Raw genomic sequence first — 25,385 nt, 5'->3', positions numbered from 1 at the left:
CGCTTCCCGTCCCGGCCCCGCCCTCCGGCGCCGTCCACCACACCGATCCCGCCTCCGGACCTCGGCCGTCGGCGAGCCACACCAATCCCGCCGCCGGATCCCGGCCGTCGGCGAACAACCCCGCCTCCGGACCCCGGCCGCCGCCGAAGCGCGCCGAGTCCGGCGCCGGGCGGCACCCGCTACTCCGCCTCCGAGGCGAGAGCGTTGACGGCGGCGGCGGTCATCGCGCTGCCGCCGCGCCGGCCGCGAACGATCAGATACTCCAGCCCGGACTCGGCGAGCGCGTCCTTGGACTCGGCCGCGCCGATGAAACCGACCGGGATGCCCAGCACGGCCGCCGGCCGCGGCGCGCCCGCCTCGATCATCTCCAACAGGCGGAACAGGGCGGTCGGCGCGTTGCCGATCGCGACCACCGCGCCGTCGAGGCGGTCGCCCCAGAGGTCGAGGGCGGCGGCGCTGCGCGTGTTGCCGATCCGCGCGGCGATCCCGGGCACGGCGGGATCGCGGAGCGTGCAGATCACGTCATTGGCAGCGGGCAGGCGCCGCCGGGTCACCCCGGACGCCACCATCTCGGCGTCGCAGAGGATCGGCGCCCCGCCGAGCAGCGCCTTGCGGGCCGCGGCCGCCACCCCCGGGCTGTACCGCACGTCCGGCACCAGGTCGACCATCCCGCAGGCGTGGATCATCCGAACCACCACGCGCGCCACATCCTCGGGCAGCCCGCTCAGGTCCGCCTCGGCCCGGATGGTCGCGAACGACCGCCGGTAGATCTCCGCGCCGTCGCGTTCGTAGTCCATCAGCCTCTCCTCGCCGCCGCCACCACGTCACCCAGCGCTCCCGCCGGCATGACCTCGACCACCGTCTCCGGATCCGCCCGTCGCGTCACCGTGTATCCCGCCCCACCGGCGCCGAGCGAACCGGGCGCAGCCGGGCTCGCCGCGGTCGCCTCCACCCGGACGTGCGGGCCGGCCGGGCTGCCGCAGGCACGCTCGCAGCCGGCCCAGTGGACCGGCAGGCCGTCGGCGAAGCCGGTCGCGACCTCGGCGTCGGCGCGGATGTCGGCCCGGGACTTCGCGCAGCCGGGGCGGCCGGCGCACGCGGTGACCCCGGTCCAGCGGGAGGTCGGGGTCACCACCAGGCCGGTCGCCGCCATCCGCCCGGCCCAGGCCGCGGCGTCCTCCGGAGTGAGGCCGGGGACCAGCACACCGCGCCACGGCGTGACAACCAGGCGCTCGGCCTCCGCCAGGAGCCTCGACTGCCGGCTTTCGAGCCGACCCAACGGCACCAGCGCACCCGCGGCGAACTGCCCGTTTCCGGTCACCACACCGACCAGCGCGCCAGCGGCGTCCTGCTCGTTTCCGGTCACCACGCCGACCAGCGCGCCAGCGGCGTCCTGCTCGTGTCCGGTCGTCACGCCGGCCAGCGGGTCGGTCGCAGCCGGACCGCCTCCACCGGGGGCCGGCCCGGCGGGAACCTCGGCCGTGGCGAGACCGAGCGCCGCGGCGACACGCGCGGAGACCCGGGCCGCGCCGTCGGTCAGCTCGCGCAACCGCCACGCGGCCGCGCCGCCGCCGCGCTGCGCCTCCCGCTCGGCCAGGAACGCGTGCGCGCTCGCCAGCAGAGCCTCGATCACCGAGTCGTGGGTCACGCGCAGCCCGGTGTCGCGCCCCCCGAACGTCAGGGCGAACCGGTCGCCGGCCGGGGAGCCGGCGAGCGGGACGGCGGTGACGTCGGCCGCGAGCGGGACCGGCCCGAGAGCGAACAGGAACTTGCCGGGCAGCGCGGCCAGCCCGGGATCGGCGCAGATCGCCGCGTCGAGGCGCCGGACCAGGTCCCGCACGGTGTCGCTCGCCATCGGCGGGGCGGCGATGTTGCGTACCGCGTCGTGGGTTGCCGATGGCAGCAGCCCGGCGGCGCGCAGGCGGGCCGCCACCGTCTCCACCCGGTCTTGCGGGAGTGCTCTGAGCTGCAGGTTCGCTCGGGAGGTGAGCTCCAGGCGCCGGTCGCCGAACTCCTCGGCCAGCTCGCGCAGGCAGCCCAGCTGGGCGCCGGTGAGCATGCCGCCGGGCAGCCGGACCCGCGCCAGCAGCCCGTCGGCGGCGGCGTGCAACCGCAGCGCGCCGGGGCAGGCGTCGGTGTCGGACTGTCGAAGGCGACTCACGGCCCGGATACTACGGGCGGCCCCCGACAGGACCGGAGCCTCGGGTCGGCAGCCCCCTGAATCGTCAGCGGCGTCACAACGTTCGGTAGCGTGTGCGACGACAAGTGAATTCGAGCGGCACTGCCGCGGAGGAAGCCGGTGCGAGTCCGGCGCGGTCCCGCCACTGTCACCGGGTGAGCTGCCCGGGAGCCAGGAACTCCGGTCGCCGTGATTCTTACTACCCGGGGCGCGGACCCCGAGGGGAGCGCACGCGTGTTTCTGCTGCTGTCGACGTCCGACACGGACCTGCTCAGCGCCCGGGCCAGCGGCTCGGCATGGCGGCTGGGCAATCCGGCCCGCACCGGGGTGGCCGATCTGCCGGCCCTGCTGGACGGGGTGGAGCTGGTCGTGGTCCGCATCCTGGGCGGCCGCCGGGCCTGGGAGGAGGGCCTCGACGAGCTGCTCGGCGGGGATCTGCCGGTGGTGGTGCTGGGCGGCGAGATGGCGCCGGACGCCGATCTGATGAAGCTGTCGTCGGTCCCGGCCGGCATCGCCGCGGACGCGCACACCTATCTGGCGCAGGGCGGCGCCGACAATCTGCGGTCGCTGCACGACTTCCTGTCCGACACGGTGCTGCTGACCGGCAACGGCTTCGCCCCGGCGGTGGAGAGCCCGCAGTGGGGGATCCTGCCGCGAGCAGCAGAGGGATCAGGGTCGGACGGCCCGACGATCGCGGTCCTCTACTACCGCGCGCACCACATGGCCGGCAACACCGCGTTCGTCGATGCGCTCTGCCGGGCGATCGAGGCGAAGGGCGCCCGCCCGCTGCCGATCTTCACGGCCTCGCTGCGCACCGCCCCCGACGACCTGCTGGCCGAGCTGCGCAAGGCGGACGCCCTGGTGGTGACGGTGCTGGCGGCCGGTGGCACCCGACCGGCGACGGCGAGCGCCGGCGGTGACGACGAGGCCTGGGACGTCGGCGTGCTGGCCGAGCTGGACGTGCCGATCCTGCAGGGCCTCTGCCTGACCAGTTCCCGCGCCACCTGGGAGGCCAGCGACGACGGCCTGAGCCCGCTGGACGCGGCGACGCAGGTGGCGATTCCGGAGTTCGACGGCCGGATCATCACGGTCCCGTTCTCGTTCAAGGAGATCGATCAGGACGGGCTCTCGGTGTACGTCGCGGACCCCGAGCGGGCGTCTCGGGTGGCCGGCATCGCGGTGTCGCACGCCCGCCTGCGGCACATCCCGCCGGCCGAGCGCAAGGTCGCGCTGATGCTGTCGGCCTATCCGACGAAGCACTCGCGGATCGGCAACGCGGTCGGCCTGGACACGCCCGCCTCGACCGTGGCGCTGCTGGCGGCGCTGAAGGACAACGGCTACAAGATCGGCGATTTCTCGGCGTACGACGGTGACGGGCTGATCCACACGCTCATCGCGGCGGGTGGCCAGGATCCGGACTGGCTCACCGAGGAGCAGCTGGCCGGCAACCCGGTGCGGATCTCCGGCGCCCGCTATCAGGCCTGGTTCGACACCCTGCCCGAGGATTTCCGGGCGAGCGTGACCCGGCACTGGGGTCCACCGCCCGGCGAGCTGTACACCGACAACGGCGACATCGTGCTCGCCGCCCTGCGCGACGAGAACATCGTGGTGATGGTCCAGCCGCCGCGCGGTTTCGGGGCCAACCCGGTCGCCATCTACCACGACCCGGACCTGCCGCCCAGCCACCACTATCTGGCCGCCTACCGCTGGCTGGCCGACGAGTTCGGCGCGCACGCGGTGGTGCACGTCGGCAAGCACGGCAACCTGGAGTGGCTGCCCGGCAAGAACGTCGGCATGTCCGCATCGGACGGCACCGACGCGGCGCTCGGTGACCTGCCGCTGATCTATCCCTTCCTGGTCAACGACCCCGGGGAGGGCACCCAGGCGAAGCGCCGCGCGCACGCCACCCTGGTCGATCACCTGATTCCGCCGATGGCCCGGGCCGAGTCGTACGGCGACATCGCCCGCCTGGAGCAGCTGCTGGACGAGCACGCGAACATCGCCGCGCTCGACCCGGCCAAGCTGCCGGCCATCCGGGCGCAGATCTGGACGCTGATCCAGGCCGCCAAGATGGATCACGACCTCGGTCAGGCGCACCGGCCGGACGACGAAGAGTTCGACGACTTCATCATGCACATCGACGGATGGCTGTGTGAGGTCAAGGACGTGCAGATCCGCGACGGCCTGCACGTGCTGGGCGCCGCGCCGCAGGGCGAGGCCCGGATCAACCTGGTCCTGGCGATGCTGCGGGCCCGCCAGATGTGGGCCGGCCAGGTCGCCGCGCTGCCCGGTCTGCGCGAGGCGCTCGGCCTCGCCGAGGACGCCCCGATCGCGCGCGTCGACGAGATCGAGGCCGAAGCCAGGCGCCTGGTCACCGCGATGGAGGACGGGGGCTGGCCGGCCGATGTATCGGCGATCTCGGATGTTCCGCAAGTGCGGGACGTGCTGCGGTTCGCGGCGACCGAGGTGGTGCCGCGGCTGAGCCGCACCACCGACGAGCTGACCAACGTGCTGCACGCGCTGAACGGCGGCTACGTCCCGGCCGGTCCGAGCGGCTCCCCGCTGCGCGGCCTGATCAACGTGCTGCCCACCGGCCGTAACTTCTACTCGGTCGACCCGAAGGCGATCCCCAGCGCGCTGGCCTGGGAGACCGGCCAGGCGATGGCCGACTCGCTGCTGGCCCGCTACCGGGCCGACTACGGCGACTGGCCGAAATCGGTCGGCCTGTCCGCGTGGGGTACCAGCGCGATGCGCACCGCCGGCGACGACATCGCCGAGGTGTTCGCCCTCATCGGCGTACGCCCGATCTGGGATCCCGCCTCGCGCCGGGTGACCGGCCTGGAGCCGATCGCGCGCGAGGAGCTGGGTCGGCCCCGGATCGACGTCACGGTCCGCATCTCCGGCTTCTTCCGGGACGCCTTCCCGCACGTGGTGGCGATGCTCGACGACGCCTTCCGGATGATCGCCGAGCTGGACGAGCCGGACAACCACGTCCGCGAGCACGCGCTGCGTGACCGGGCCGAGCACGGCGACTGGCGGCGGGCCACGATGCGGATCTTCGGGTCCCGCCCGGGGGCGTACGGCGCCGGCATCCTGCCGCTGCTGGACAGCCGGAACTGGCGGGACGACGCGGACCTGGCCGAGGTGTACGCGGTGTGGGGCGGCTTCGCCTACGGGCGGGACCTGGACGGGGTGCCGGCCCGCGGCGACATGGAGAACGCGTACCGCCGGATCGATGTCGCCGCCAAGAACATCGACACCCGCGAGCACGACATCGCCGACTCGGACGACTACTTCCAGTACCACGGCGGCATGATCGCCACGGTGCGGGCGCTGACCGGCCGGGCGCCCGCCGCGTACATCGGCGATTCCACCAACCCGGACGCCGCGCGGACCCGCAGCCTGACCGAGGAGACCGCGCGGATCTTCCGCGCCCGGGTGGTGAACCCCCGCTGGATCGCCGCGATGCGCCGGCACGGCTACAAGGGCGCCTTCGAGCTGGCCGCCACCGTCGACTATCTCTTCGGGTACGACGCGACCGCCGGCGTGGTGACCGACTGGATGTACGAGCAGCTGGCCACGACGTACGCGCTGGACGCCGAGAACCAGGAGTTCATGCGCCAGTCGAACCCGTGGGCGCTGCACGGCATCACCGAGCGCCTGCTGGAGGCGGCCGAGCGCAAGCTCTGGGACTCCCCGTCGCCGGACACCCTGACCGCGCTCCAGCAGCTCTACCTCGAGACCGAGGGCGACCTGGAGGACGGGCCGGCCTAACCCCAGTTCGTCGGGGCCTGCTGCCGGGTGGTCACGTTGATCCGGTTGAAGAAGTTGGTGGTGGCGATCCACAGCACGATCGCCGCCAGCTGCTCCTCGGTGAAGTGCTTCGCGGCCTCGTCCCAGATCGCGTCCGGCACCGGGTCCGGGTTGTCGGCCAGCCGGGTGGCGTATTCGGCCAGGGCGAGCGCGGCCCGTTCCGGCTCGGTGAAGTACGGCGTCTCGCGCCACACGGCGACCGCGAACAGCCGGTCGTCGGTCTCACCGTTCTTGCGCAGGCCACGTGCGCCCGAGTCGACGCACGGGCCGCACCCGTTGATCTGGCTGGCCCGCAGGTGCACCAGCTCCAGGACGACGCTCGGCACGTGCCGGCCTGGCTGACCACCGTGACCGGCCGGGTCTGCCTGGACATGCTGCGCGCCCGCGGCTCCCGCCGGGAGGAGCCGCCGGTCGCCGAGTCACCCGGGGCCGAGGATCCGGAACGGGACGCGGTGCTGGCCGACTCGGTCGGTGCGGCCCTGCACGTCGTCCTGGAGATGCTCACCCCGGCGGAACGTCTCGCCTTCGTGCTGCACGACCTGTTCGCGGTGTCGTTCGACGAGATCGCGGTGGTCGTCGGCCGCAGCCCGGCCGCCGCGCGGCAACTGGCCAGCCGGGCCCGGCGCCGGGTGCACGGTGGATCCCCGGCCGGCATGGCCGATTTCGCCCGGCAGCGCAGGATCGTGGACGCGTTCCTGGCGGCGGCCCGCGGCGGCGACTTCGCCGGACTGCTCAGCCTGCTCGACCCGGACGTCATGCTGCGCATGGACGACTCCGGGGCGCGCCTCGGCGAGGGCACCACCGCGGAGCAGGCGGCCCGGTTCTTCTGCGGGCGTGCGCACGGCGCGATCCCGGCGACCATCGACGGGGCGGCCGGGGCGTTCGTGCGGACACCGTTCGGGGCGCGGATCGCGCTGTCCTTCACGGTGGCCGGCGACCGGATCATCGCGATCGACGCGATCATGGACCCGGACGACGCAATCACCATCGAGCTGCTGACCTGACCCCGGTCAGTCCCCGGCGCGGCGGCGCAGCAGGTAGGTGTCCATGATCCAGCCGTGCCGCTCGCGGGCCTCCGCGCGGGTCGCGACGATCTCGTCGCCGACGTCCGCGACCCGGCCGGAGGCCAGCAGCTCGTCCTCGGTGCCGACATAGGCGCCCCAGAAGATCTCGGCCTCCGGGTACGCGGTGAACGCCTGCTGCGCGTCCAGCATCACCACCACGTCGTCGGCGCCCGCCGGCCAGCCCTCTGCCAGCCGCCGCCCGGTCGTCACCTGGAACGGCTGGCCCACCCGGTTCAGCCCGACCCGGTGTTTGGCGGCCAGCGCGGAGACGCTGCTGATCCCGGGGATCACCGCGTACTCGAAGGTGACCGCGCCGCGGGCCAGGATCTCGTCCAGGATCGCGATCGTCGAGTCGTAGAGCGCCGGATCGCCCCAGACCAGGAACGACCCGGTCTCCTCATCCTTGAGGTGCTCGGCGATCAGCTCCTCGATCACCTGGGAGCGGCGGGAGCGCCAGTCGGCGATCGTGCCGGTGTAGTCGGCCGGGGTGCGGTCCCGGTCCGGGTCGCGGCCCTCGACGATCCGCTTGTGCGGATGCGAGTACGCCCGGATGATCCGCTCCCGCAGGTCGATCAGGCTCTGCTTGGCCTCACCCTTGTCGAGCAGGAAGAACACATTCGTCCGGCCGATCGCCTTGGCCGCCTGCAGGGTCAGATGGTCCGGGTCGCCCGCGCCGATCCCGATCACGTAGATCTTCCGCACGCCCTGAGTCTGCCGCACCGCCCCGGAGACGCCTCGGGTGGCTCACCCTCCCCCGTGTGAGGGCGCGCCACCCGAGACGCTGTCAGGGAACCTCCGGCCGGTGTACGAAGGTCCAGTCGGCGCCGTCGGCGGAGACCCAGGCGCTGAACTCGTCGGAGTCGCTGTCGGTCGCGATCATGAAGCCACCGCCGCCCAGCCGGTACGCGTCGTGGCCGAGCCGTGGCCCGACCCGGACGAACGTCCGTCCCTGGTCGGTGCTGCGGAACGAGCCGCCGGCACCCTGCAGGATCACGGTGCGGTCGTCGACCGGCAGCACGGAGACCACCGGACCGTCGGCATCCAGGGTCGCCCGATCCTCCCAGGTGACGGCGCCGTCGACACTGGCCCACAGATGCAGCAGACCCTCGTGCATGCGCGTCACGTAGACGAGCCGGCCGTCGCCGGTGCAGATCTGACACCAGATGGTGGAGAGCCCCGCCCCGCGGGGCAGCGGCAGCGGATATCGGTACCAGCTTCGTCCGCCATCCCTGCTGACCTCGGCGTCCAGGGCGTCCTTCCCGGCGTCCATCCACCAGATCCCGGCCTGGGGCGACATCACCATCGTCGAGGAGAAGCGGGCCTGCGACGAGAGGTACATGGTGCCGTCCCCGGTTGCCGGGTCGATGGCGACCAATCCGGCCTCGGTCGGCTGGACCCGCCAGCCGAAGGGCACGGTGGCGCCCGTGTCGACCCTGGTCCGATGCCAGGTCGCACCGGCATCCGGGCTGGCCCAGATGACCGGCAGGCGCTGGGCGGTCACGACCCGGGGCGCGGACAGCGCCACCACCATGCCACCGATCGTGTCCGTGACCTCCGCCTGCTTGTATATCGCGCTGATCGGTGCCGGCAGCGGAAACTTGTGCCAGGTCTTTCCGCGATCGGTGGTGGACGCCAGCATCTGGTGGCACCCGTCGCCGCCGCACTTCTGATATTGCAGGTACAGGTGATCGACGTCGCCCGCCCGCATCTGCGTCTGGAGTCCGGTCAGGGTGTCGCCGGAGCCGACGGGCACCCAGAAGTCCGGACGGGTCTGCCGATACTCGCGCGGTGCGAGGGGACCCGGCGCGTTGCGCGCAACGGTGGTGCGCCACGGCGCAACCCCGGCGGTGGGCGAGGGATCCGGGGTGCCGCGGCCGGCGGCGACCCCCAGGGCCGTCCCGCCACCGGCGGTCAGAATCGTGGCGGCGATCGCGGCGAACCACCGGCTGCGGCCGCGGCGGCGATATCGGGTGGACCGGGCGATCACATCGTCGAAGTCGGGCTTGGCGGCGGCCGCGACCGCTGTCACGAAGCCGCCGAACGGGTCAGACATGGGTGTTCTCCAGGTCCGTGTCGCGGAGGAACTCGGCGAGCGCGCGGCGCCCGCGGAACAGTCGGACTTTGACGCTCTCGACGCTGATGCCGAGCATCGTGGCCACCTCGGCCACCGGCAGATCCGCGATGTGGTGCAGCACCACGGTCTCCCGGGTGGCCCGGGGCAGCCGTTGCAGCGCGGCGACCAGCGCGACGTGGTCCGGTGAGATGGCCGGGGCGGGGTCGGCGGCGCGCAGCCGGCCGGTCCGCACCACCCGGTCGAACAGCTGACGGCGGCGGTGGCGGGAGCGGGCCAGGTTCGCCGCGACCCGAAACATCCAGGCCTCCGGGTTCGTCGCCTGCAGGACGCCGCCGGGACGGGCCACCGCCCGGGCGAACGCCTCCTGCACCACGTCCTGGGCCTCGGCGAAGTCGCCGGTGATGCCGTACAGCTGGGCCACCAACCGGCCGGCGGACGCGGCGTACAGCTCGCGAAGGTCGATGTCGGGGTCCACTGCGGGCGCTCCTGCCGGGAAGGGGCGGGGTAGATGCTCACCCATACGACTCACGGTGGGCGCGCCAGGTTACACACGTTCTCACCCGAGCCGGGGGGCTCCGGTCCGGCGGTCACCGCGGGCGAGGAGAAAGCCGGTCGGCCGACGAGAAAATCTGGTCTCCACGGACTAGACATTCTTCGCGGGTGTGGTAATGTTTTCTCCGTTGAGAGAGATCGGTCAGACGTTGACAGAGGTCGGCTGGAGACGCCGACGTAACAGGCCGAGCGTCGACGCAGGGTCCGGAAATGCTCGGGCCCGCTCGGTCACCGCGGTGGATCCACATCACCGCGAGCGACATGGCAAGTGCACGACAAGACCTTGACGTCGTTCCAGGTCAGGGCAACCGCAGGTGGGGCTGATGCAGTTTTCGGGGCTCCGCCTGATGCAGCAGGGATCCGCCGCACATGTGCGGGGCCGTGAAGTCGCGTGGGCTCCGCCATCGACGGACAGCACCGTGAGTGATGAGTAACTGAGGAAAGGGAGGGCTGGACGCCGTTGGATCGCCCGCCGTCAGGACGTTGTGCCAGTTCTGCGGGCGGACACACCGTGGTCCCATCGAAGTGAGGTGGTCTCCGGTCACGCTTACGCGATCCTCGTACCGTCCGCTGCCGTGCGCGGCAGGGTGCGGAAACGAGAACCCGACGAACCTGTCGGTAGATGGTGTTTTCATCCCGTAATCCCGGGCCCCGGCGCGATGTGCGCCGGGGCCCTCGTTCATGACCGGAAGGGGGGCCCGCTCCGGTGACGTGCGGGCCGGCGCCACGGCCTGTGCTACGGTTCGTTTGTTGCAGTTTTGATTTCCGTAGACGTTTTCCGCGCCTGATGGGGTTATCTGAAACCCTCGCAGGCGCTTTTTTCGTTTGTCGTGTCGGTTCGGCGCGGGCGATCAACGCGGTGACGTGCGAGTCCGCATACCGCGGTCTCCAACAGCCTGCGAAGGAGCAGACATGGCTACCGGTACCGTGAAGTGGTTCAACAGTGACAAGGGTTTCGGCTTCATCGCGCAGGACGGTGGCGGCCCCGACGTCTTCGCCCACTTCTCCGCGATCGCGTCGAGCGGCTTCCGCAGCCTCGACGAGAACCAGAAGGTGGAGTTCGACATCACCCAGGGTCAGAAGGGCCCGCAGGCGGAGAACATCCGCCCGATCTGATCTTCGATTGCGCGAACGGCGGCCTGACTGGTTCAGCGGGCCGCCGTTCGGCGTTTCCGGCGAAGCGACTCCCTGCCGGGCAGGTACGCGGAAGTGACTATCTGCCGGCGGATCCGCGCACAGCACGCTCTTCGCCGGGCCGGTCCGCGCGGGGGACTGCAGGGTCTGCGGGAGTGACGCTCAGTCGGGCAGGATCGGGACCGACGGGTTCATCTCGCGGCCCAGCATGTCGGCGCGGCGCAGGGCGGACGCGCCGAACCGGTCGCGCACCCGGTCGACCGCGGCGTCCAGCCCGTCCTGCCGCGGGGCCTCGAACGGCAGCTCCAGCTGGACGCCACCCTCGCCGTCCAGATTGCTCACCGCGACCCCGATCAGGGTCAGCCCGCGCTGGTCGATCAGCGGCCGGGCCTCGCGCAGCAGGTCGGTCGCGAGCCGCAGCACCGCGCCGGTCTGCAGGGTCGCCTTGAGCAGGCTGCGGGAGCGGGTGACCCGCTGGAAATCGTCGAACCGCAGGCGCAGCGTGACCGTCCGCCCGGCCCGGTGGGCGCCGCGCATCCGGTGGGTGACCCGGTCGACCAGGGCGGCCAGCACCGCCTCCACATCCTCCGGGGCGCGACGGCCACGGCCGAGCGCGCACTGCGCCCCGATCGAGCCGCGCCGGCCCCCGCTGCCGACCCGGCGCGGGTCGTGGTTGTGGGCGAGCGCGTGCAGGTGCCGCCCGGTGTTGCCGCCGAGCATCGCGATCAGCGCGGCCTCGCCGACCCGGGCGACGTCGCCGACCGTGCGGATCTGCCGTTCGCGGAGCCGGTCGGCGGTTTTCGGTCCGACGCCCCAGAGTTTCTCGACCGGGAGCGGGTGCAGGAAGGCCAGCTCGCCGCCGGGCGGCACGACCAGCAGCCCGTCCGGTTTGCCGGCCCCGCTGGCGACCTTGGCCAGGAATTTGGTGCCGGCGACACCGACCGTGATCGGCAGGCCGACGCGGGCGCGCACGTCGGCGCGCAGCCGCCGGGCGATCTCCTCGGCCGTGCCGCTGATCCGCCGCAGCCCGTCGACGCCGAGGAACGCCTCGTCGATGGAGATCGGCTCGACGATCGGCGTGGTGTCCCGGAACACCGCGAACACCGCCTTGCTGGCCGCCGCATAGGCCGTCATGCGGGGCGGCACGACGATTGCCTGCGGGCACAGGGCCCGCGCCCGGGACAGGCTCATCGGGGTGCGGACGCCGCACGCTTTCGCCTCGTAGGACGCGGCCAGCACCACGCCGCCGCCGACCAGGACGGGCCGGTCGCGCAGCGCGGGATCGTCGCGCTGCTCGACCGACGCGTAGAACGAGTCCAGGTCGGCATGCAGGATCACCAGGCCATTTTAGTACGTGTGTTCGAATCGGGGGAGGGGTTGCGCTGATCACATCGGGGGCGGGAATCGCGTACCGGCAATCCCGGTTCGAAAGGTTGAGTCACTTACGCTCAAGCTGATGGAGAACGAGGAGCCCACCATGTTGCTCACCACCCCGACCGTGCGCGACCTCGAGCGTCTCACCGCCCGGGTCACCTCGACCCGCGCCACCGGCGCCCGGCTCGACGCGTACCGCGAGGACGACACCTTCCACATCGACATCGACCTGCCCGGCGTCGACCCCGCCTCGATCGACATCACCGTCGACGGCCGGGTGCTGACCGTCCGTGCCGAGCGCGGACGCGCCGAGCGCGAGGGCGTCCGTTACCTGATCGCCGAGCGCCCGGTGGGCCCGGTCAGCCGCCAGGTCCACCTCTCCGAGAAGCTGGACACCGACCGGCTCGAGGCGCGGCACGACAACGGCGTGCTCACCCTCAGCATCCCGGTCCTCGAGGAGCGCAAGCCCCGCCGGATCGAGGTCGCCGTCGCGGGCTAGTGCTCGAACTGGATCCAGTTCACGTTCATGAACTCGCTGTCGTCCGGGGCCGTGAACGTGAGGTAGATCGTGTGCGTGCCGGTCACCGGGCGCAGCGCCGCCACGTCGGTGCGCCAGGTCTGCCACCCGCCGGTGTTGCTCACCGAGAGCTCGCCGACCGGGGCGTTGCCGAGGCCGTCCAGCCGGATCTGCACCCGGCCGGACACCCCGGCGGCGGAGGCCACCCGGATCTTCGCCTTGGTGGCCGGCACCTCGCCGAAGTCGTACTTGTCGAAGCGCAGATGGTCGCCCCGGTTGATCCAGCCGACGTTCTGCCCGCCGCTCTCGTCCTGGGTGTCCTGCGCCTGAATGCCGGCCAGCTCACTGGCCGACTCGGCCTGCAGCAGGCCGTACTCCACCGGGGTGGGCGCCGGCGAACTCGGCGCCGGCGTGTCGACCGGGGCCGAGGAGGCCGCGGCCGTGGCGGATGCGGTCAGCGCGGCCGGGACCGCGGCCGGGGCGGACGGCGTGTCCTGCCAGCGGCCGATGCCGTAGCCGAGCAGCAGCAGGGCGAGACCACCCAGGCCGATCAATGCCCGGTTACGGTTCGTCCAGGAACGGGTCCGGTAGACGGTCGGAGTGCGCTGATCCACCCGGCAAGGGTAGACAGCCGTTCCCATCGAGCGCCGCGACTGCCGGTTTCGTTACGAAACCCGACGCCGGGTGCCGGACCGGTGACGGTGCGGCGCCGTGGCGGCCGGCCCCGCACCGTCTCACGGCGCGAGTTCCTCCAGCATCTCCAGGCCCAGCTCGGCCGCGCGCACCGGGTCCGCGTCCGGCCCGCCGATCCGCGGATCCCAGTTGGGCTCATGGAAGATCTCCGTGGCGCCGGCCTCCGCGAACCGCCGCACGCTTGCCCGGATCTCCGGGTAGGAAGCGCCTTCCGGCGCAACGGCACGGACGATGATGCGTACGTCGTCAGCACTCCGGCCCGCACCGGCCGCCCCGGCCCGGACCAGTTTCGCCCCGCGCTCGATGTCGGCCAGGCTGGCCCGGCTGCTGCTCACCCACCCCGCCGCGAGCCGGCCGGCCCGCCGCAGTGCCACGTCCGCGCCGCCGCCGAGCAGGATCGGCGGGCCACCGGCCTGGACCGGGCGGGGCCGCATCCGGCTCGGCGGCACCCGGTAGAACTCGCCCTCGAAGCTCGCCGTCCCCTCGGCGAACAGCGTGCGCAGCGCCGCCAGATACTCCTCGGTGCGCCGCCCGCGCGGTGTCGGGTCCGAGCCGGTCGCCGTGAACTCCGGCTCCGACCAGCCGGTGCCCAGCCCCAGGTCGAGCCGTCCGCCGGTGAGCCGGTCCAGGGTGCCCGCCTGCTTGGCCAGCAGCGCCGGTGACACGTACGGCAGGTTGATCACCGAGACCCCCAGCCGGATCCGCGAGGTGACCGCGCCGGCCCAGCTCAGCGCGACGATCGGATCGAGCACGCTCTGATAGACCGGAGCCAGCTCCTGCTCCTCGCCGACGAGCAGCCGCTGGAACGTCCACAGCCCGTGGTAGCCGAGCTCCTCGGCCCGCCGCGCCACCGTCGTCAGCGTCTCCGCCTCGGCCCACGCCCCGGACACCGGCAACCCGAAACTGATCAGCATGAGCCAAGCCTAGGCCGCCCGGCCCGGATGGCGGGCGGCGCCGGGAGCACGGCGGTGCCGCAGCTACTGCTGGGTAGTGGGGTTCCTGCAGCTCATCGGGTTCCGGCGGAGCTGTCGGCGCGCAGTGGTGGCGTGTCCGGTGCCGGGGGTGGGCTTCGACCCCGCCGACCTGGGGTGGTACCTGGTGGGCGTCGCCCTGCCGGCGGGGGTGCTCACGGCGTACACCGTCGGGGTGCCCAGGGGTCAGAGCGGCGCGTCAGCGCCCTCCAGGAAGAGCCGCCCGGCCTCGACGGCCGGCACGGGCCGGGAGAAGTAGTAACCCTGGGCGAAACCGCAGCCCATCTCCCGGAGCGCGGCGAGCTGGCCGAACTCCTCGATGCCCTCGGCCACCGTGGCCATGCCCAGGCTCTTGCCGAGCCGGACGATGGTGTCGGTGAGCGCGGTGTCGCCGGCGAGGACGCCGAGGCGCTCGACGAACGACCGGTCGATCTTGAGGGTGTCCACCGGGAAGCGGCGCAGGTAGGCCAGCGACGAGTAGCCGGTGCCGAAGTCGTCGATGGCCAGGGTGAGGCCCAGCGCCTTGAGCCGGACCAACTGCTCCAGGTTGGCCTCGGTGTCGGTCATCAGCACCGACTCGGTCATCTCCAGGCACAGCCGGTCGGCCGGCATGCCGGTCTCGGCCAGCACCGCCGACACCGTCTCGGCGAAGTCCTGCTGGTCGAACTGGCGGACCGAGACGTTCACCGACATCTTCAGCGGCCGCCCGTCGGCCGCCTCGCTCCACTCGACCGCCTGCCGGCAGGCCTCGTGCAGCACCCAGCGGCCGAGCGGCACGATCAGGCCGGTGGCCTCGGCGATCGGGATGAAGTCCAGCGGGTTGATCATGCCGCGGGTCGGGTGCGGCCAGCGGACCAGCGCCTCGAAACCGACCACCGCGCTGGTCTCCAGGTCGATGGTGGGCTGGTAGTGCAGGCGCAGTTCGTGGTTCTCCAGCGCGGCGCGCAGGTCGTTCTCCAGCTCGAGCCGCTCCACCAGGCCCTCGCGCATCCGCGGGTGGAAGCTGGTGAAGATGCTGCCGCCGGCCGCCTTGGCGTGGTGCATGGCCAGGTCGGCGTTGCGCAGCAGCTGCTCGGCCCCGTCCGGCTCGTTCGGCTCCAGCAGGGCCGCGGCGGCCAGGCCGATGCTCGCCCGCACGTGGATCCGCCGGGCGCCGACCTCGACCGGCAGCTCCAGGTCGTCCAGGATGCGCCGGGCCACGAACTCGGCCTCGTCGCCGGTGGCCGCCTCGATCAGCACCGCGAACTCGTCGGCGCCGAACCGGGCGACCAGGTCCTCGGCCCGCACGCAGGCCTGGACCCGGTCGGCGATCTGCACCAGCAGCTGGTCGCCGGCCAGGTGGCCGAGGCTGTCGTTGATCCGCTTGAAGCCGTCCAGGTCGAGGTGCAGCACGGTCAGGTCGGTGGTGCGGGCCAGCGCGGCCTGCGCCCGGTCGTGGAACAGCACGCGGTTGGCGAGCTGGGTCAGCGGGTCGTGGTATGCCTCGTGCACCAGCTGCTCCTGCAGCTCCTTGCGCTCGCTGATGTCCCGGGTGTTCAGCACGAAGCCGCCCACGTGCGGGTCGTCGACCAGGTTCGTGATGATCACCTCGGACGGGCACTTGCGGCCGTCCCGGTGGGTGTGCACGACTTCGAGGGTGGCCGTGGCGTACGGCCGGACCGCGACCTGCCGCATGGCCTGGGCCAGCCGCATCGCCACCTCGGCGTCGACCAGGTCGGTGTAGCGCCGGCCGACGAACAGCTCCGGGCCGTACCCGAAGACGCGCAGCATCGACTCGCTCTGGAAGGTCACCCGGCCGTCCGCGTCGATCACCGTGACCACGTCCGAGCTGTGCCGGACCAGCGCGTGGAACCGCTGCTCCCGGGCGTACAGCTCGGCGGTGCGCTCGTCGACCCGGGCCTCCAGGGTGCGGGTCAGGTTCCGGTTCTCCAGCAGGGTCAGCACCTGACGGCCGATCAGCAGCAGGATCAGCAGCGAGCGGGTCCACGTCACGAACGGGCTGCTGTGCCCGCTGACCAGGTGGAACAGCGCGCTGGCGAACAGTGCCGCGGTGACCGCCGCATACGGGAACATCACGCCGGTGGCCTGCGCCCGGGCGCTGAACTCGCTCTTGAGCGGCTCGGCGTCCTTCGGTCGGGCGGCGCCCACGATGATCAGGCAGAACCCGGCGATCCACCCCATGTCGATCAGCGCGCCGGCCTGGTAGTCGTGGATCATCCGCTGGTAGGCGTAGCCGATGTCGGAGATCGCGAAGCCGATCACGCCGAGCCCGAAGAAGGTCAGGTCGGCCGAGCAGCGGTAGAGCGCCCGTCGCTGCGGCAGCATGTAGCCGATGATGGTGGCCATCACGATGTCGCCGAGCGGGTAGCTCAGGGTGAGGTAGAGGTCGGTCCCGGCAGTGCCGTGGCCCAGCCGGGGGTCGACCACGAACACCCAGCCGACCAGCACCAGGGACGAGGCGACCAGCAGACCGTCGAGGACGCTGCGGGCCCGGTTCGCCAGCGGCTGCGCGCCGCTCGGCAGGATCAACAGGCCGAGCGGGACCAGCAGCATCAGGCCGGTGAAGCCCAGGTCGGCCCAGGACGGGATCTGCGGGTCACCGCCGTGCGGAAAGAACTCGGCCACCGTGTAACTCGCGCCCGCGCCCCAGCTGAACACGCCGGCGCCGAGCACCGCCCAGCCCCAGCGGGCCCGGCCGGTGAACAGCCGGCTGCGCCACACGCAGGTGCCGGCGGCCACCATCGGCAGGATCGCCAGCGCCCAGGTGGAGACGTCGGCGGCCAGTTGCCGGCCACCGGCCTCCGTGCCGACCAGCACCGCGAGCACGGCCAGGACCGCAGCGACGGCGATGCAGACGTGGACCCAGCGGCGGATGTCCACCGGGCCTTCCCCGTTGTTGAGAGTCATCTCCACGCCCCCTTGTGCGATCAACTGGGAGCATCGGGCGGCCGGGTGCCCGGATGAGGAACGGCGAGGGTGCAAGACGGTTAGACCATTCAGACCAGGCCGTCCTGGTACGCGATGATCACCAGCTGGACGCGGTCACGCACGCCGAGCTTGGTGATCGCCCGGGTGATGTGGGTCTTCGCGGTCAGCGGGCTGATCACCAGGCGGGCGGCGATCTCGTCGTTGGACAGGCCGGTGGCGACCAGGGCGACGACCTCACGTTCGCGGTCGGTGAGCACGGTCAGCCGATCCCGCTCCGGCGTCTTGTCGGCATATTGTGTGAATTGGCCGACGACGCGGCGCGTGACGCTCGGGGAGAGCAGCGCGTCGCCGGCCGCGACCACCCGGACGGCGGTGCGCAGGCCGTCCGGGTCGACCTCCTTGGTGAGGAAGCCGCTGGCACCCGCGGCGAGGGCGGCGAAGACGTACTCGTCGGTCTCGAAGGTGGTCAGGATGATGACCCTGGTGGTGCTCTCCGCCGCCAGGATCGTCCTGGTGGCGGCGATGCCGTCCATTCCGGGCATCCGGATGTCCATCAGGATCACGTCCGGGCGCAGGTCCCGGGCGGCCCGCACCGCCTCGTCGCCGGTCGACGCCTCGCCGACCACCTCGATGTCCCGGCCGCGCCGCAGCAGGCTGCGGAAGCCGGCGCGGACCAGATGCTGGTCGTCGACGAGGAGCACGGTGATCGGCATGTCGGTCCTCTCAGTCCTTCGGCTCGGTGCACGGCAGGGTGGCACGGACCGCGAAACCGCCGTCCGCGGGTCCGGCGGTCAGCGCCCCGCCGAGCGCCGCGACCCGCTCCCGCATCCCGGCGATCCCGTGCCCGTCGGTGATCGGCCCGCCGGGCGTCCCGTCGTCGCGCACGTCGACCAGCACACCGTCCGGCGCGTACCGGATCGTCACCGTCGCGGTGGTGGCGCCGGCGTGCCGGACGGTGTTGGTCAGCGCCTCCTGCACCACCCGGTAGACCGCCCCGGCCACCGGCGCCGGCACCTCCACCGGGTCGCCGACCTCGGTCAGCGACACCCGCAGCCCGGCCGCGCGCACCTGCTCGGCCAGCGGCTCCAGCCCGGCCAGGCTCGGCAGGGCGCCCGCACGCAGCACGCCGACCAGCGACTTCAGGTCGTTCATCGCCCGGCCGCGGACCTCCTGGGCGAGCCGCAGCGAGGCGCGCGCCTCCTCCGGGTCCTCGTCGAAGGCGTCCAGCGCCACGTTCAGGTGCACGCCGACCACGGCGAGCGTGTGCGAGACGACGTCGTGCAGGTCGCGGGCGATCTCCACGCGCTCCTCGACCCGCCGCCGGCTGATCTCCAGCTCCCGCCAGCGGACCGAGTTGCGCCAGGCGAGCGCCGCGGCGATCACCGCCCCGGTCCACAGCATCTCGCCGCCGACCTGCGCGAAGACCCAGCCGGAGCCGTGGCGGGTGACCGCCCAGTCCCAGCCGGCGCCGAACGACAGCAGGACCGAGGCCACGACCACGGCGGTACGCGGGCGACCGGCCAGCACGGTCAGCACCAGCGCCGCGGTGGCCGGCCACACCCAGCCGGCCGTGGTCAGCGCGGCCGAGTGGAAGGCGGTGACGGTCAGTACCGAGACGACCAGCGTGGTGCGGGGCAGGCGGCGGGCCGCCAGGACCAGCAGGGCCAGCAGGACGGCTAGTGAGACGGTCATCACACTCTGTTTGTTGCCGTCGGTCATGGCGAGGCCGGCCGGCACGCCGACCAGCGTCGCGGCGGCGCCGAGATAGACGAAGTTCATGGTCAGGACGCTAGGGGCGGCGGCCGGTCCACCGCGTCGTCCGGCCGCTGTCACCCGCATGGACGCCTCCCGCGTACGAGCTACACCGTTCGATGTATGCCGTCTGCCTCGATAAGGTAATCGAGTGACCGCCGCGGAACTGCTCGCCGCCTCGGGACGCTTCCCGATCGCCCCCGGCCTGACCGATCGTGAGTTCACCGACCTGGAAGCCGAGTTCGGTTTCACCTTCGCGCCCGACCACCGCGCGTTCCTCGCGGCCGGCCTGCCCACCGGCATCGGCTGGCCCGACTGGCGCGGCGCCGACCGGACCGCGCTGCGCTCGGCGCTGATCGCGCCGGTCGAGGGCGTCCTGTTCGACGTGGCCGAGAATGATTTCTGGTACGAGGGGTGGGGCGCCCCGTTCGGCGACCGCGTCGCCACCGCCCGCGCCGGCCTGATGATCGCGCCCCGGATGATCCCCCTCTACGCCCACCGCTACCTGCCGGCGGCGATCCCCGGGCATCCGGTGCTGTCGATCTACCAGACCGACGTGCTGTGTTACGGCGCCGACATCGGCGACTGGCTGCACCGCGAGTTCGGTCTCGGCCGGCCGGCCGACCGGCGGGTGCGCCCCACCGTCCCGTTCTGGAGCGCCCTGGTCTCCTGAAGCCCGGCGCCTCAGTCCGTCGCGCTCTCGCGGCGCGCCTTGGCCCGGCGTTTACCCTCGTGCATGGCCTGCACCCGGGCCACCGGGATGGTGTGCCCCTCGGCGATCAGCCCGGCGTCCAGCGGTTGCGGCGCCGGCATCGCGGCCGCCCACGGATCGTCGTCCCGCAGCAGCGCCGGCGCGGTGTGGATGGTGAAGTCGGCCGGGGTCACACCGTCCAGCTCGTCCCAGGCGACCGGGAACGACACCGGCACCCCCGGCCGGATCCGCGGGCTGTAGGCGGCCGCCACGGTCGCCCCGCCGGCCCGGGTCGCGTCCAGGAACACCCGGCCGTGCCGGTCCTCGCGGATGAACGCGGTGGTGGCCAGCACCGGGTCGATCCGCTCGGCGCGGGCCGCCACGGCCCGCTGCGCCGCGGCGACGTCCTCGGGTGCCGGGTCGCCGGCCAGTGGGACGAAGACGTGCACCCCCTTGGAGCCGCTGGTCTTCACCGCACCGCTCAGCCCGGCCTCGGCCAGGGCCTGCCGGACCAGCCGCGCCGCCGCCACCGCGGCCGGGAAGCCGTCGTCCTCCGGCGGGTCCAGATCCATGATCAGGTGGGTCTGCCGGTGCGGGGCGGAGGCCAGCGCCAGCGCCGGGTGCAGCTCGACGGCCCGCTGGTTGCCGAGCCACAGCAGGGTGCGCCGGTCGTTGCCGAGCGCGTAGGTGACCTCGCGATGCGAGGCCTCCGCCCAGACCGTGGTCCGCGGCACCCAGTCCGGCGTGTATTTCGGCAGGTTCTTCTGCATGAACCGGTCCTGCCCGCGGAGCACCCGGATCACCGACAGCGGCCGGTCCCGCAGCACCGGCAGCAGCCGGGCGGACATCGCGTCCAGATAGTCGATCAGATCCCGCTTGGTGGCGCCCGCCGCCGGGAAGATCTCCTGATCCAGATTGGTCAGCGGGACTCCGTCGCGCTCCTCAGCCATGCCCGCCATCATCGCAGGAACTGCGCGGCGGCCCGGACCAGCGCGGCCTGCAGAGCCTTGCGGTCGTGGCCGGTGGTGTACCCGTCGAGGGCCTTGGTGATGGCCGCCTGCCAGGGCTGCGAGCAGGCCGAACCGTGCGCGCAGGACGGGACCGGGGTGGCCGACCTCCAATCCGCCATCGCCGAGCGCTGGTAGGGCGAGAAATCCGCGGCCGGGATGTCGGTGCGGGCCGGGATCGAGCCCTTCACGCTGTTGAACGCCTGCTGCCCGGCCGCCGAGCTGACCGTTTTCAACCAGCACTCGGTGCCGCTGATGTTGGGCGCGCCGGTCGCCATCGTGAACGAGTCGGCCAGCCACTGGAAGGTCCTGCCGTTGCCGGGGAAGGTGAACCAGCGGTAGTCGGTGGCCCCCTTGGCCGCCAGGTCGGCCGCCTCCCAGTCGCCCATCAGCTGATAACCCGCCTTGCCGTCGATCAGCAGCCGCTCGGCCTGCGGCCAGTCGAGGGTGTCCCGGTCGGCGTTGGCGAACGTGAGCAGGGTGGCGAAGTCGGCGATCGCCCGGGTTACCAGCGCGTCGCCCCACGAGGTGGCGCCGGTGAACAGCCCGGCGAACCGTTGCGCGCCCAGATCGCTGATCAGCACCGCCTCCAGCAGCATCAGCTGGGTCCAGTCGCGGCCCACCGCGAGTGGTGCCTCCACCCCGGCGGCCCGGAGCCGGCCGAGGTCGGCCAGCAGGGCGGGCAGGTCCCCGGGTGTGCCGGTGATGCCGGCCCGGGCGAGCACCGCCGGGTTGCTCCAGACCACGTTGGCCCGGTGCACCCCGACCGGGATCGAGTAGATCCGGCCGCGCACGGTCAGGTCGTCGACCAGGCCGGCGGGCAGCACGCCGCGCAGGTTCCACGCGGTGTAGTAGGAGGTCAGATCCTCCACCTGGCCGGCGTCGATGTAGTCGGTGAGCTCGGCACCGGCGTGCGCCTGGAAGGTGTCCGGCGGGTCGTGCCGGGCCATCCGCCGGGTCAGCTCCTGCTTCGCGTTCACCCCGGCGCCGCCGGCCACCGCACCGTTGCGGAACCGCTGGCCCGGGCAGTCCGCGGTGAACCGGCCGACCAGCGCGTCCAGCCCGGCCTTCTCCCCACCCTCGGTCCACCAGGTGAAGACCTCGACGGTGCGCGGCGCGGGCTCGTCGTGGTCGGCGGAGGTGCAGGCGGCGACGGTCAGCAGCGCGGCCACGGCGAACACGGCGACCTTACGCATGCCGCCCAGAGTATTACCGAACGGTGGAAAGCGCCGGACCCACGGCGGGCTCCGGGAGATCCCGCCGACCGCGGAACGGCCCGGCCAGGACGATCAGACCGGCCGATGCGTACGTCACGGTCATCACGGTGAGAGCGAGACGGTTGCCGTACGCCGTGGCCAGCCCACCGCCTTGACCGCGCGCAATGCCCGGGCCGCGCCGCATCGGCGGACCCGGACGGGCACCGCACCGGCGGGCCAGCCCGAGCAACGATGCTGCGCAGCCAGGCGTCGGTGGCGAACGCGCGGGTGCCCCACGGCTCGGCGCGCGCGGCCGGGCTGCCCAGCCAGGAGCGGATCAGCTCTTTACCGATGCTGTGGTGCGCACGGCGTACTCGGTGATCGTGTCATCCCGCCGGAGCGCGGACCGGCCCCCAAAAGCGGCACCGCGCCCCGGCGGGACCCCCTCAGACCTCGGCGGTGAGCTCGAAGACCTGGGTGGTGGGGTGGCCGGCGCGCTCGTGCACGCGCATCACGGCCTCCTTGCTCGGACCGGTGCTCAGGCAGAACACCTTGCCGGCCTCGGGGTCCAGCCAGGCGCGCTCGAAGTGCACGCCCTCCTCACCCTCGATCTTGAGGTCGGCGTCGTGCGCGGCGTTCAACTGCTGGGCGGTGACGCCGAAGAAGCCGTCGTGGACGTCCATGAACTTCGCCATCGGTAGATCCCCTCGCGGTACGTCCCATGTGGCGGAACTGACCCGCTCAGCGTGCCCGGCGCCGGCCCGTCGGACATCGGTCATAACACCTAGGAAGCCGGCCGGCCGCCCCTAAAGTTCCGCTGTGGCCCTCACCAGTCCCGTCCTGGTCGGACGGAGCGACCAGCTGGACCTCGCCGGGCGCCGGCACACCGAAGCCGCCGCCGGCGCCGGCGAGCTGCTCCTGCTGGCCGGCGAGGCGGGGATCGGCAAGACCCGCCTGCTCCGCGAGATCAGCGGCCGCGCCACCGCCGCCGGATTCGCGGTGATCGGCGCCGCCGCCATGCCCGGCGACCTGGAGGTGGCCGCCGGCCTGCTCGCCGACCTCGGCGCCGGGCTGCGCCGCGACCCGGCCACCGCGGCGACCGGCACCCGGCTCCTCGACCGGCTGCGCGAGGGCGCCGGCGGCGACCCGGACCGGCATCGGCGGCTGCTGGTCGCCGACCTGGTCGAGATGATCGAACTCGTCGCCGCCTGCCCGCGACCAGCGCACCGCCGCCCTGCGCGCCGGGCTGCCGGACGCGACCGGCGTGGTGGTGGCCCGGCTGCACGCGGCACTGGCCGCGGCGTACATGCTGGACCGCCGGCTCACCGAAGCCCTCGACCACGGGCAGCGGGCCCGCACGATCCTCGGGGACAACGACGACCTGGACGCCACCGTCGGCTCGGTCCTGCTCTTCCACGGCCGGCTCGACGAAGGCATCGGCCTGCTCGAAGCGGTGATCGCCCGGGCCGTCGCCGGCAACCACGAACGCGAAGCCGCCCGCGCCTACCGGATGCTCGGCTCCTCCGCCTCGGTGCTGGTCGAATACGACCGCGCGGAGCGCTGGCTGGCCGCCGGCATCGCCTACGCCGAACGGGTCGAACGCTGCAACGACCGGCACTACATGGCCGCGCACCTGGCCCACGTCCGCTGGGCCACCGGCGACTTCACCGGCGCCGCCGCCCAGGCCCGGGCCGCCCTCGCCGACGGGCGTGGTGGCATCACCACCCGGATCACCGCGCTGCACGTCCTCGGCTACGCCGCCCTGCCCACCGACCCCGTCGCCGCCCGCACCCAACTGCGGGAAGCCGCCGAGCTCGGCAGCGGCATGCGCGAACTGCAGCGGGTCTCACCCGCCTGGTGGGGACTCGCCGAACTCGCGCTCCTGGAGAACGACCCGGACGCGGCGATCGCCCGGTGCGAGGACGGCTACGCGGCGTCGGCCGCCGTCCACGACGCCGCCTACCTCTTTCCGTACGTCGTCACCGGCACCCGGGCCTACCTGGCCGCCAGCGGTCCCACCCGGGCCCGCGAATGGGTCGCCCGCACCGGCGCGCTGCTCGGCGACCGCCGGATCCCCGGCACCCTCGGCGCCGTCGACCATGCCCGGGGACTCATCCACCTCGCCGAAGGCCAGACCGGAAAGGCCCGCACGTCCCTCGAACGGGCGGGTGAATTCTGGGCCGGCCGGCGGCGGGTCTGGGAGAACACCGGCGCGCTGCTCGACCAGGCGCGGTGCGCCCACCGGTCCCGGCGCCCCGGCGAAGCCGCCCGGCTGGTCGCCGCCGCCTGGACCACCTGGGGCGGACCGGTGCCGGCCGGCTGGTCGATCAGTCCCACCGGGACCGCCGGCACGTCGCCGCTGACCACGCGCGAGCTGGAGGTCGCCCGGCTGGTCGCCGCCGGACGCACCGACCGGGAGATCGCCGGCACCCTGGTGATCTCGCCGCGGACCGTCGCCGCGCACGTCGAGCACATCCGGACCAAACTCGGGGTGACCCGGCGCACCCAGATCGCCGGATGGCTGGCGACGGTTGAGGCTTCGAGTTAATTCCATCGTGGTCCGTCGAACGGGCCATAGCTCGTGGTCTATCGCGAAAGCACAATCTCCGGCATGAGCGTTCCGGGGAACACTGTCATCCTGCTCGTCCTGCTCAGCGCGTTCGTGGGCTGCGTGGGATATGCGCTGGGGCGGTGGCACGAACGGCGGGAGGGCGGGGCGGACCGGGCGGAGGCGTACCGGGACGGGTATGACCACGCGGCCCGCAGCGTGTTCAGCATGGCGGCCCGGGTGGCGGGGCGGCGGCGGGGGCGGGGGGCGGTGCGGGCCTCCGCGGTGGTGTCGCCGCCTGATCCGTCCGTTGCTCCGGTCTCCTCTTCGCCGGCCGCTCCTGCTCCTGTTTCCGCTCCCGCTTCTGCTGCTGCCGGTCCTGTTGCCGTTTCCGGGATGCCCCAGCCGGTCTCCACCGGTGCCTCTGCCGAAGCGCCCCTCGCCGGTGTGCCCTCTTCCGGTGTGCCCTCCTCCGGGGTGGCTGCCTCCGGGGGGCCCGCCGCAGGTGTGTCGTTCCCGGCTCCGGAACCCATCGTCGTGCCGGGCCTTCCGGAGCCGGCGGCTGAGGGCGGGGTGCACTACTCGTCGCTGCCCGATCCGCGGTGGGGCGCCGAGGAGACCGTCTCGCCGCCGCCGGTGCCACGCGCCCGGCACTACGTCTCCACGGCGGGCGAGACGGACACCCCGGCGCCGCGGGAAGGGGCCGGCCGGCACACCGTGCCGGACGAACTCGTGCAGGCGGCCACCTACAAACTCGCCGCCGACCGGGTGGCCCGAGCCCGGGTACCCCGGTCATCCGGTGAAACCACCGATCCGTCCGAATCAGATCAGGGCGGGCGGCCGTCGGTGCCGCGGCCGCGGGGACTGTGAGGGGTTTCTGTCATACCCCGGG

22 protein-coding genes, 1 pseudogene and 1 riboswitch are annotated in these 25,385 nt (G+C 72.8%); of the genes and pseudogenes, 8 read left to right on the top strand and 15 right to left on the bottom strand.

What is annotated here, in order from left to right:
• Positions 1 to 179 precede the first annotated feature (179 nt).
• Together ACSP50_RS33960 and ACSP50_RS33955 are read right to left on the bottom strand one after the other, a co-directional pair.
• Positions 180 to 800 (bottom strand): precorrin-8X methylmutase, encoded by a 621-nt coding sequence (locus ACSP50_RS33960; protein ID WP_197688248.1) that lies wholly within the window; start codon positions 798 to 800, stop codon positions 180 to 182.
• Positions 797 to 2,161, bottom strand: a complete 1,365-nt coding sequence (locus ACSP50_RS33955; protein ID WP_014693845.1) for a precorrin-3B synthase — start codon at positions 2,159 to 2,161, stop codon at positions 797 to 799. The genes ACSP50_RS33960 and ACSP50_RS33955 overlap by 4 nt, the downstream gene beginning before the upstream one ends.
• Before the next feature lie 81 nt (positions 2,162 to 2,242).
• Positions 2,243 to 2,383: riboswitch (cobalamin riboswitch) on the top strand.
• Positions 2,384 to 2,413: 30 nt separating this feature from the next.
• On the opposite strand from ACSP50_RS33955, the gene cobN reads away from it, so the two are divergent.
• A complete protein-coding gene (gene cobN / locus ACSP50_RS33950) occupies positions 2,414 to 5,953 on the top strand; it encodes a cobaltochelatase subunit CobN (protein ID WP_014693844.1) in 3,540 nt (1,179 codons plus the stop codon).
• Here the strand turns inward: cobN and ACSP50_RS33945 are convergent.
• Complete coding sequence (locus ACSP50_RS33945) at positions 5,950 to 6,318, bottom strand: carboxymuconolactone decarboxylase family protein (protein WP_014693843.1); 369 nt, start codon at positions 6,316 to 6,318, stop codon at positions 5,950 to 5,952. The genes cobN and ACSP50_RS33945 overlap by 4 nt on opposite strands.
• Here ACSP50_RS33945 and ACSP50_RS33940 point away from each other — a divergent pair, their 5' ends adjacent.
• Positions 6,319 to 6,996 carry a sigma factor-like helix-turn-helix DNA-binding protein gene (locus ACSP50_RS33940; protein ID WP_014693842.1) on the top strand — a complete coding sequence of 226 codons (678 nt, stop codon included), beginning with the start codon at positions 6,319 to 6,321 and terminating at the stop codon, positions 6,994 to 6,996.
• 6 nt (positions 6,997 to 7,002) lie between these two features.
• Here ACSP50_RS33940 and cobF read toward each other — a convergent pair whose 3' ends face one another.
• The 3 genes from cobF to ACSP50_RS33925 form a co-directional block, all read right to left on the bottom strand.
• Positions 7,003 to 7,758, bottom strand: a complete 756-nt coding sequence (gene cobF, locus ACSP50_RS33935) for a precorrin-6A synthase (deacetylating) (protein WP_099343926.1) — start codon at positions 7,756 to 7,758, stop codon at positions 7,003 to 7,005.
• A gap of 82 nt (positions 7,759 to 7,840) precedes the next feature.
• Positions 7,841 to 9,109 (bottom strand): sialidase family protein, encoded by a 1,269-nt coding sequence (locus tag ACSP50_RS33930; RefSeq protein WP_014693840.1) that lies wholly within the window; start codon positions 9,107 to 9,109, stop codon positions 7,841 to 7,843.
• A complete protein-coding gene (locus tag ACSP50_RS33925) occupies positions 9,102 to 9,605 on the bottom strand; it encodes an RNA polymerase sigma factor (RefSeq protein WP_014693839.1) in 504 nt (167 codons plus the stop codon). Before ACSP50_RS33925 ends, ACSP50_RS33930 begins: the two co-directional genes overlap by 8 nt.
• 989 nt (positions 9,606 to 10,594) lie before the next feature.
• Here ACSP50_RS33925 and ACSP50_RS33920 point away from each other — a divergent pair.
• A complete protein-coding gene (locus tag ACSP50_RS33920) occupies positions 10,595 to 10,798 on the top strand; it encodes a cold-shock protein (RefSeq protein WP_014693838.1) in 204 nt (67 codons plus the stop codon).
• A 180-nt stretch (positions 10,799 to 10,978) separates the two neighbouring features.
• On the opposite strand, the gene dinB is transcribed toward ACSP50_RS33920, so the two are convergent.
• A complete protein-coding gene (gene dinB, locus ACSP50_RS33915; RefSeq protein ID WP_014693837.1) occupies positions 10,979 to 12,154 on the bottom strand; it encodes a DNA polymerase IV in 1,176 nt (391 codons plus the stop codon).
• Between the two features lie 139 nt (positions 12,155 to 12,293).
• Between dinB and ACSP50_RS33910 the strand changes: the two genes are divergently transcribed.
• Positions 12,294 to 12,689 (top strand): Hsp20/alpha crystallin family protein, encoded by a 396-nt coding sequence (locus ACSP50_RS33910; protein WP_014693836.1) that lies wholly within the window; start codon positions 12,294 to 12,296, stop codon positions 12,687 to 12,689.
• On the opposite strand, the gene ACSP50_RS33905 is transcribed toward ACSP50_RS33910, so the two are convergent.
• The 5 genes from ACSP50_RS33905 to ACSP50_RS33885 form a co-directional block, all read right to left on the bottom strand.
• Complete coding sequence (locus ACSP50_RS33905; protein WP_099343925.1) at positions 12,686 to 13,321, bottom strand: carbohydrate-binding protein; 636 nt, start codon at positions 13,319 to 13,321, stop codon at positions 12,686 to 12,688. The genes ACSP50_RS33910 and ACSP50_RS33905 overlap by 4 nt on opposite strands.
• 120 nt (positions 13,322 to 13,441) lie before the next feature.
• Positions 13,442 to 14,314, bottom strand: coding sequence for a TIGR03619 family F420-dependent LLM class oxidoreductase (locus ACSP50_RS33900; protein WP_014693834.1), 873 nt, complete (start codon positions 14,312 to 14,314; stop codon positions 13,442 to 13,444).
• 243 nt (positions 14,315 to 14,557) lie between these two features.
• Positions 14,558 to 17,278 carry a bifunctional diguanylate cyclase/phosphodiesterase gene (locus ACSP50_RS33895; RefSeq protein WP_014693832.1) on the bottom strand — a complete coding sequence of 907 codons (2,721 nt, stop codon included), beginning with the start codon at positions 17,276 to 17,278 and terminating at the stop codon, positions 14,558 to 14,560.
• 89 nt (positions 17,279 to 17,367) lie between these two features.
• Positions 17,368 to 18,012 (bottom strand): response regulator transcription factor, encoded by a 645-nt coding sequence (locus tag ACSP50_RS33890; RefSeq protein WP_014693831.1) that lies wholly within the window; start codon positions 18,010 to 18,012, stop codon positions 17,368 to 17,370.
• 10 nt (positions 18,013 to 18,022) lie between these two features.
• The gene (locus ACSP50_RS33885) at positions 18,023 to 19,078 is read right to left on the bottom strand and encodes a sensor histidine kinase (RefSeq protein WP_043512724.1); all 1,056 of its coding nucleotides are present in this window, start codon (positions 19,076 to 19,078) and stop codon (positions 18,023 to 18,025) included.
• 124 nt (positions 19,079 to 19,202) lie between these two features.
• On the opposite strand from ACSP50_RS33885, the gene ACSP50_RS33880 reads away from it, so the two are divergent.
• Positions 19,203 to 19,724 (top strand): hypothetical protein, encoded by a 522-nt coding sequence (locus ACSP50_RS33880; protein ID WP_014693829.1) that lies wholly within the window; start codon positions 19,203 to 19,205, stop codon positions 19,722 to 19,724.
• An 11-nt stretch (positions 19,725 to 19,735) separates the two neighbouring features.
• On the opposite strand, the gene ACSP50_RS33875 is transcribed toward ACSP50_RS33880, so the two are convergent.
• The 3 genes from ACSP50_RS33875 to ACSP50_RS33860 all read right to left on the bottom strand — a co-directional run bounded on the left by ACSP50_RS33875 (position 19,736) and on the right by ACSP50_RS33860 (position 22,640).
• On the bottom strand, positions 19,736 to 20,701 hold the full coding sequence (locus ACSP50_RS33875) for a DNA polymerase domain-containing protein (protein ID WP_043512721.1): 966 nt from the start codon (positions 20,699 to 20,701) through the stop codon (positions 19,736 to 19,738).
• Complete coding sequence (locus ACSP50_RS33870) at positions 20,701 to 21,945, bottom strand: ABC transporter substrate-binding protein (RefSeq protein WP_014693827.1); 1,245 nt, start codon at positions 21,943 to 21,945, stop codon at positions 20,701 to 20,703. Before ACSP50_RS33870 ends, ACSP50_RS33875 begins: the two co-directional genes overlap by 1 nt.
• Before the next feature lie 446 nt (positions 21,946 to 22,391).
• Positions 22,392 to 22,640: an SCO4226 family nickel-binding protein gene (locus ACSP50_RS33860; RefSeq protein ID WP_014693826.1), complete on the bottom strand. Its 249-nt coding sequence runs from the start codon at positions 22,638 to 22,640 to the stop codon at positions 22,392 to 22,394.
• A gap of 124 nt (positions 22,641 to 22,764) precedes the next feature.
• On the opposite strand from ACSP50_RS33860, the pseudogene ACSP50_RS45260 reads away from it, so the two are divergent.
• The 3 genes and pseudogenes from ACSP50_RS45260 to ACSP50_RS42765 all read left to right on the top strand — a co-directional run.
• A pseudogene (locus ACSP50_RS45260) lies at positions 22,765 to 23,055 on the top strand (ATP-binding protein); the annotation flags it as partial.
• A 154-nt stretch (positions 23,056 to 23,209) separates the two neighbouring features.
• Positions 23,210 to 24,493, top strand: a complete 1,284-nt coding sequence (locus ACSP50_RS44925) for a helix-turn-helix transcriptional regulator (protein ID WP_014693825.1) — start codon at positions 23,210 to 23,212, stop codon at positions 24,491 to 24,493.
• 63 nt (positions 24,494 to 24,556) lie between these two features.
• On the top strand, positions 24,557 to 25,363 hold the full coding sequence (locus ACSP50_RS42765; RefSeq protein ID WP_155123705.1) for a hypothetical protein: 807 nt from the start codon (positions 24,557 to 24,559) through the stop codon (positions 25,361 to 25,363).
• Positions 25,364 to 25,385 lie beyond the last annotated feature (22 nt).

The sequence above is a fragment of the Actinoplanes sp. SE50/110 genome, assembly GCF_900119315.1.
Taxonomy (GTDB): Bacteria; Actinomycetota; Actinomycetes; order Mycobacteriales; family Micromonosporaceae; genus Actinoplanes.
Note: the sequence above shows the minus strand (reverse complement) of the source record. Positions and strands in the feature narration are given on the sequence as shown.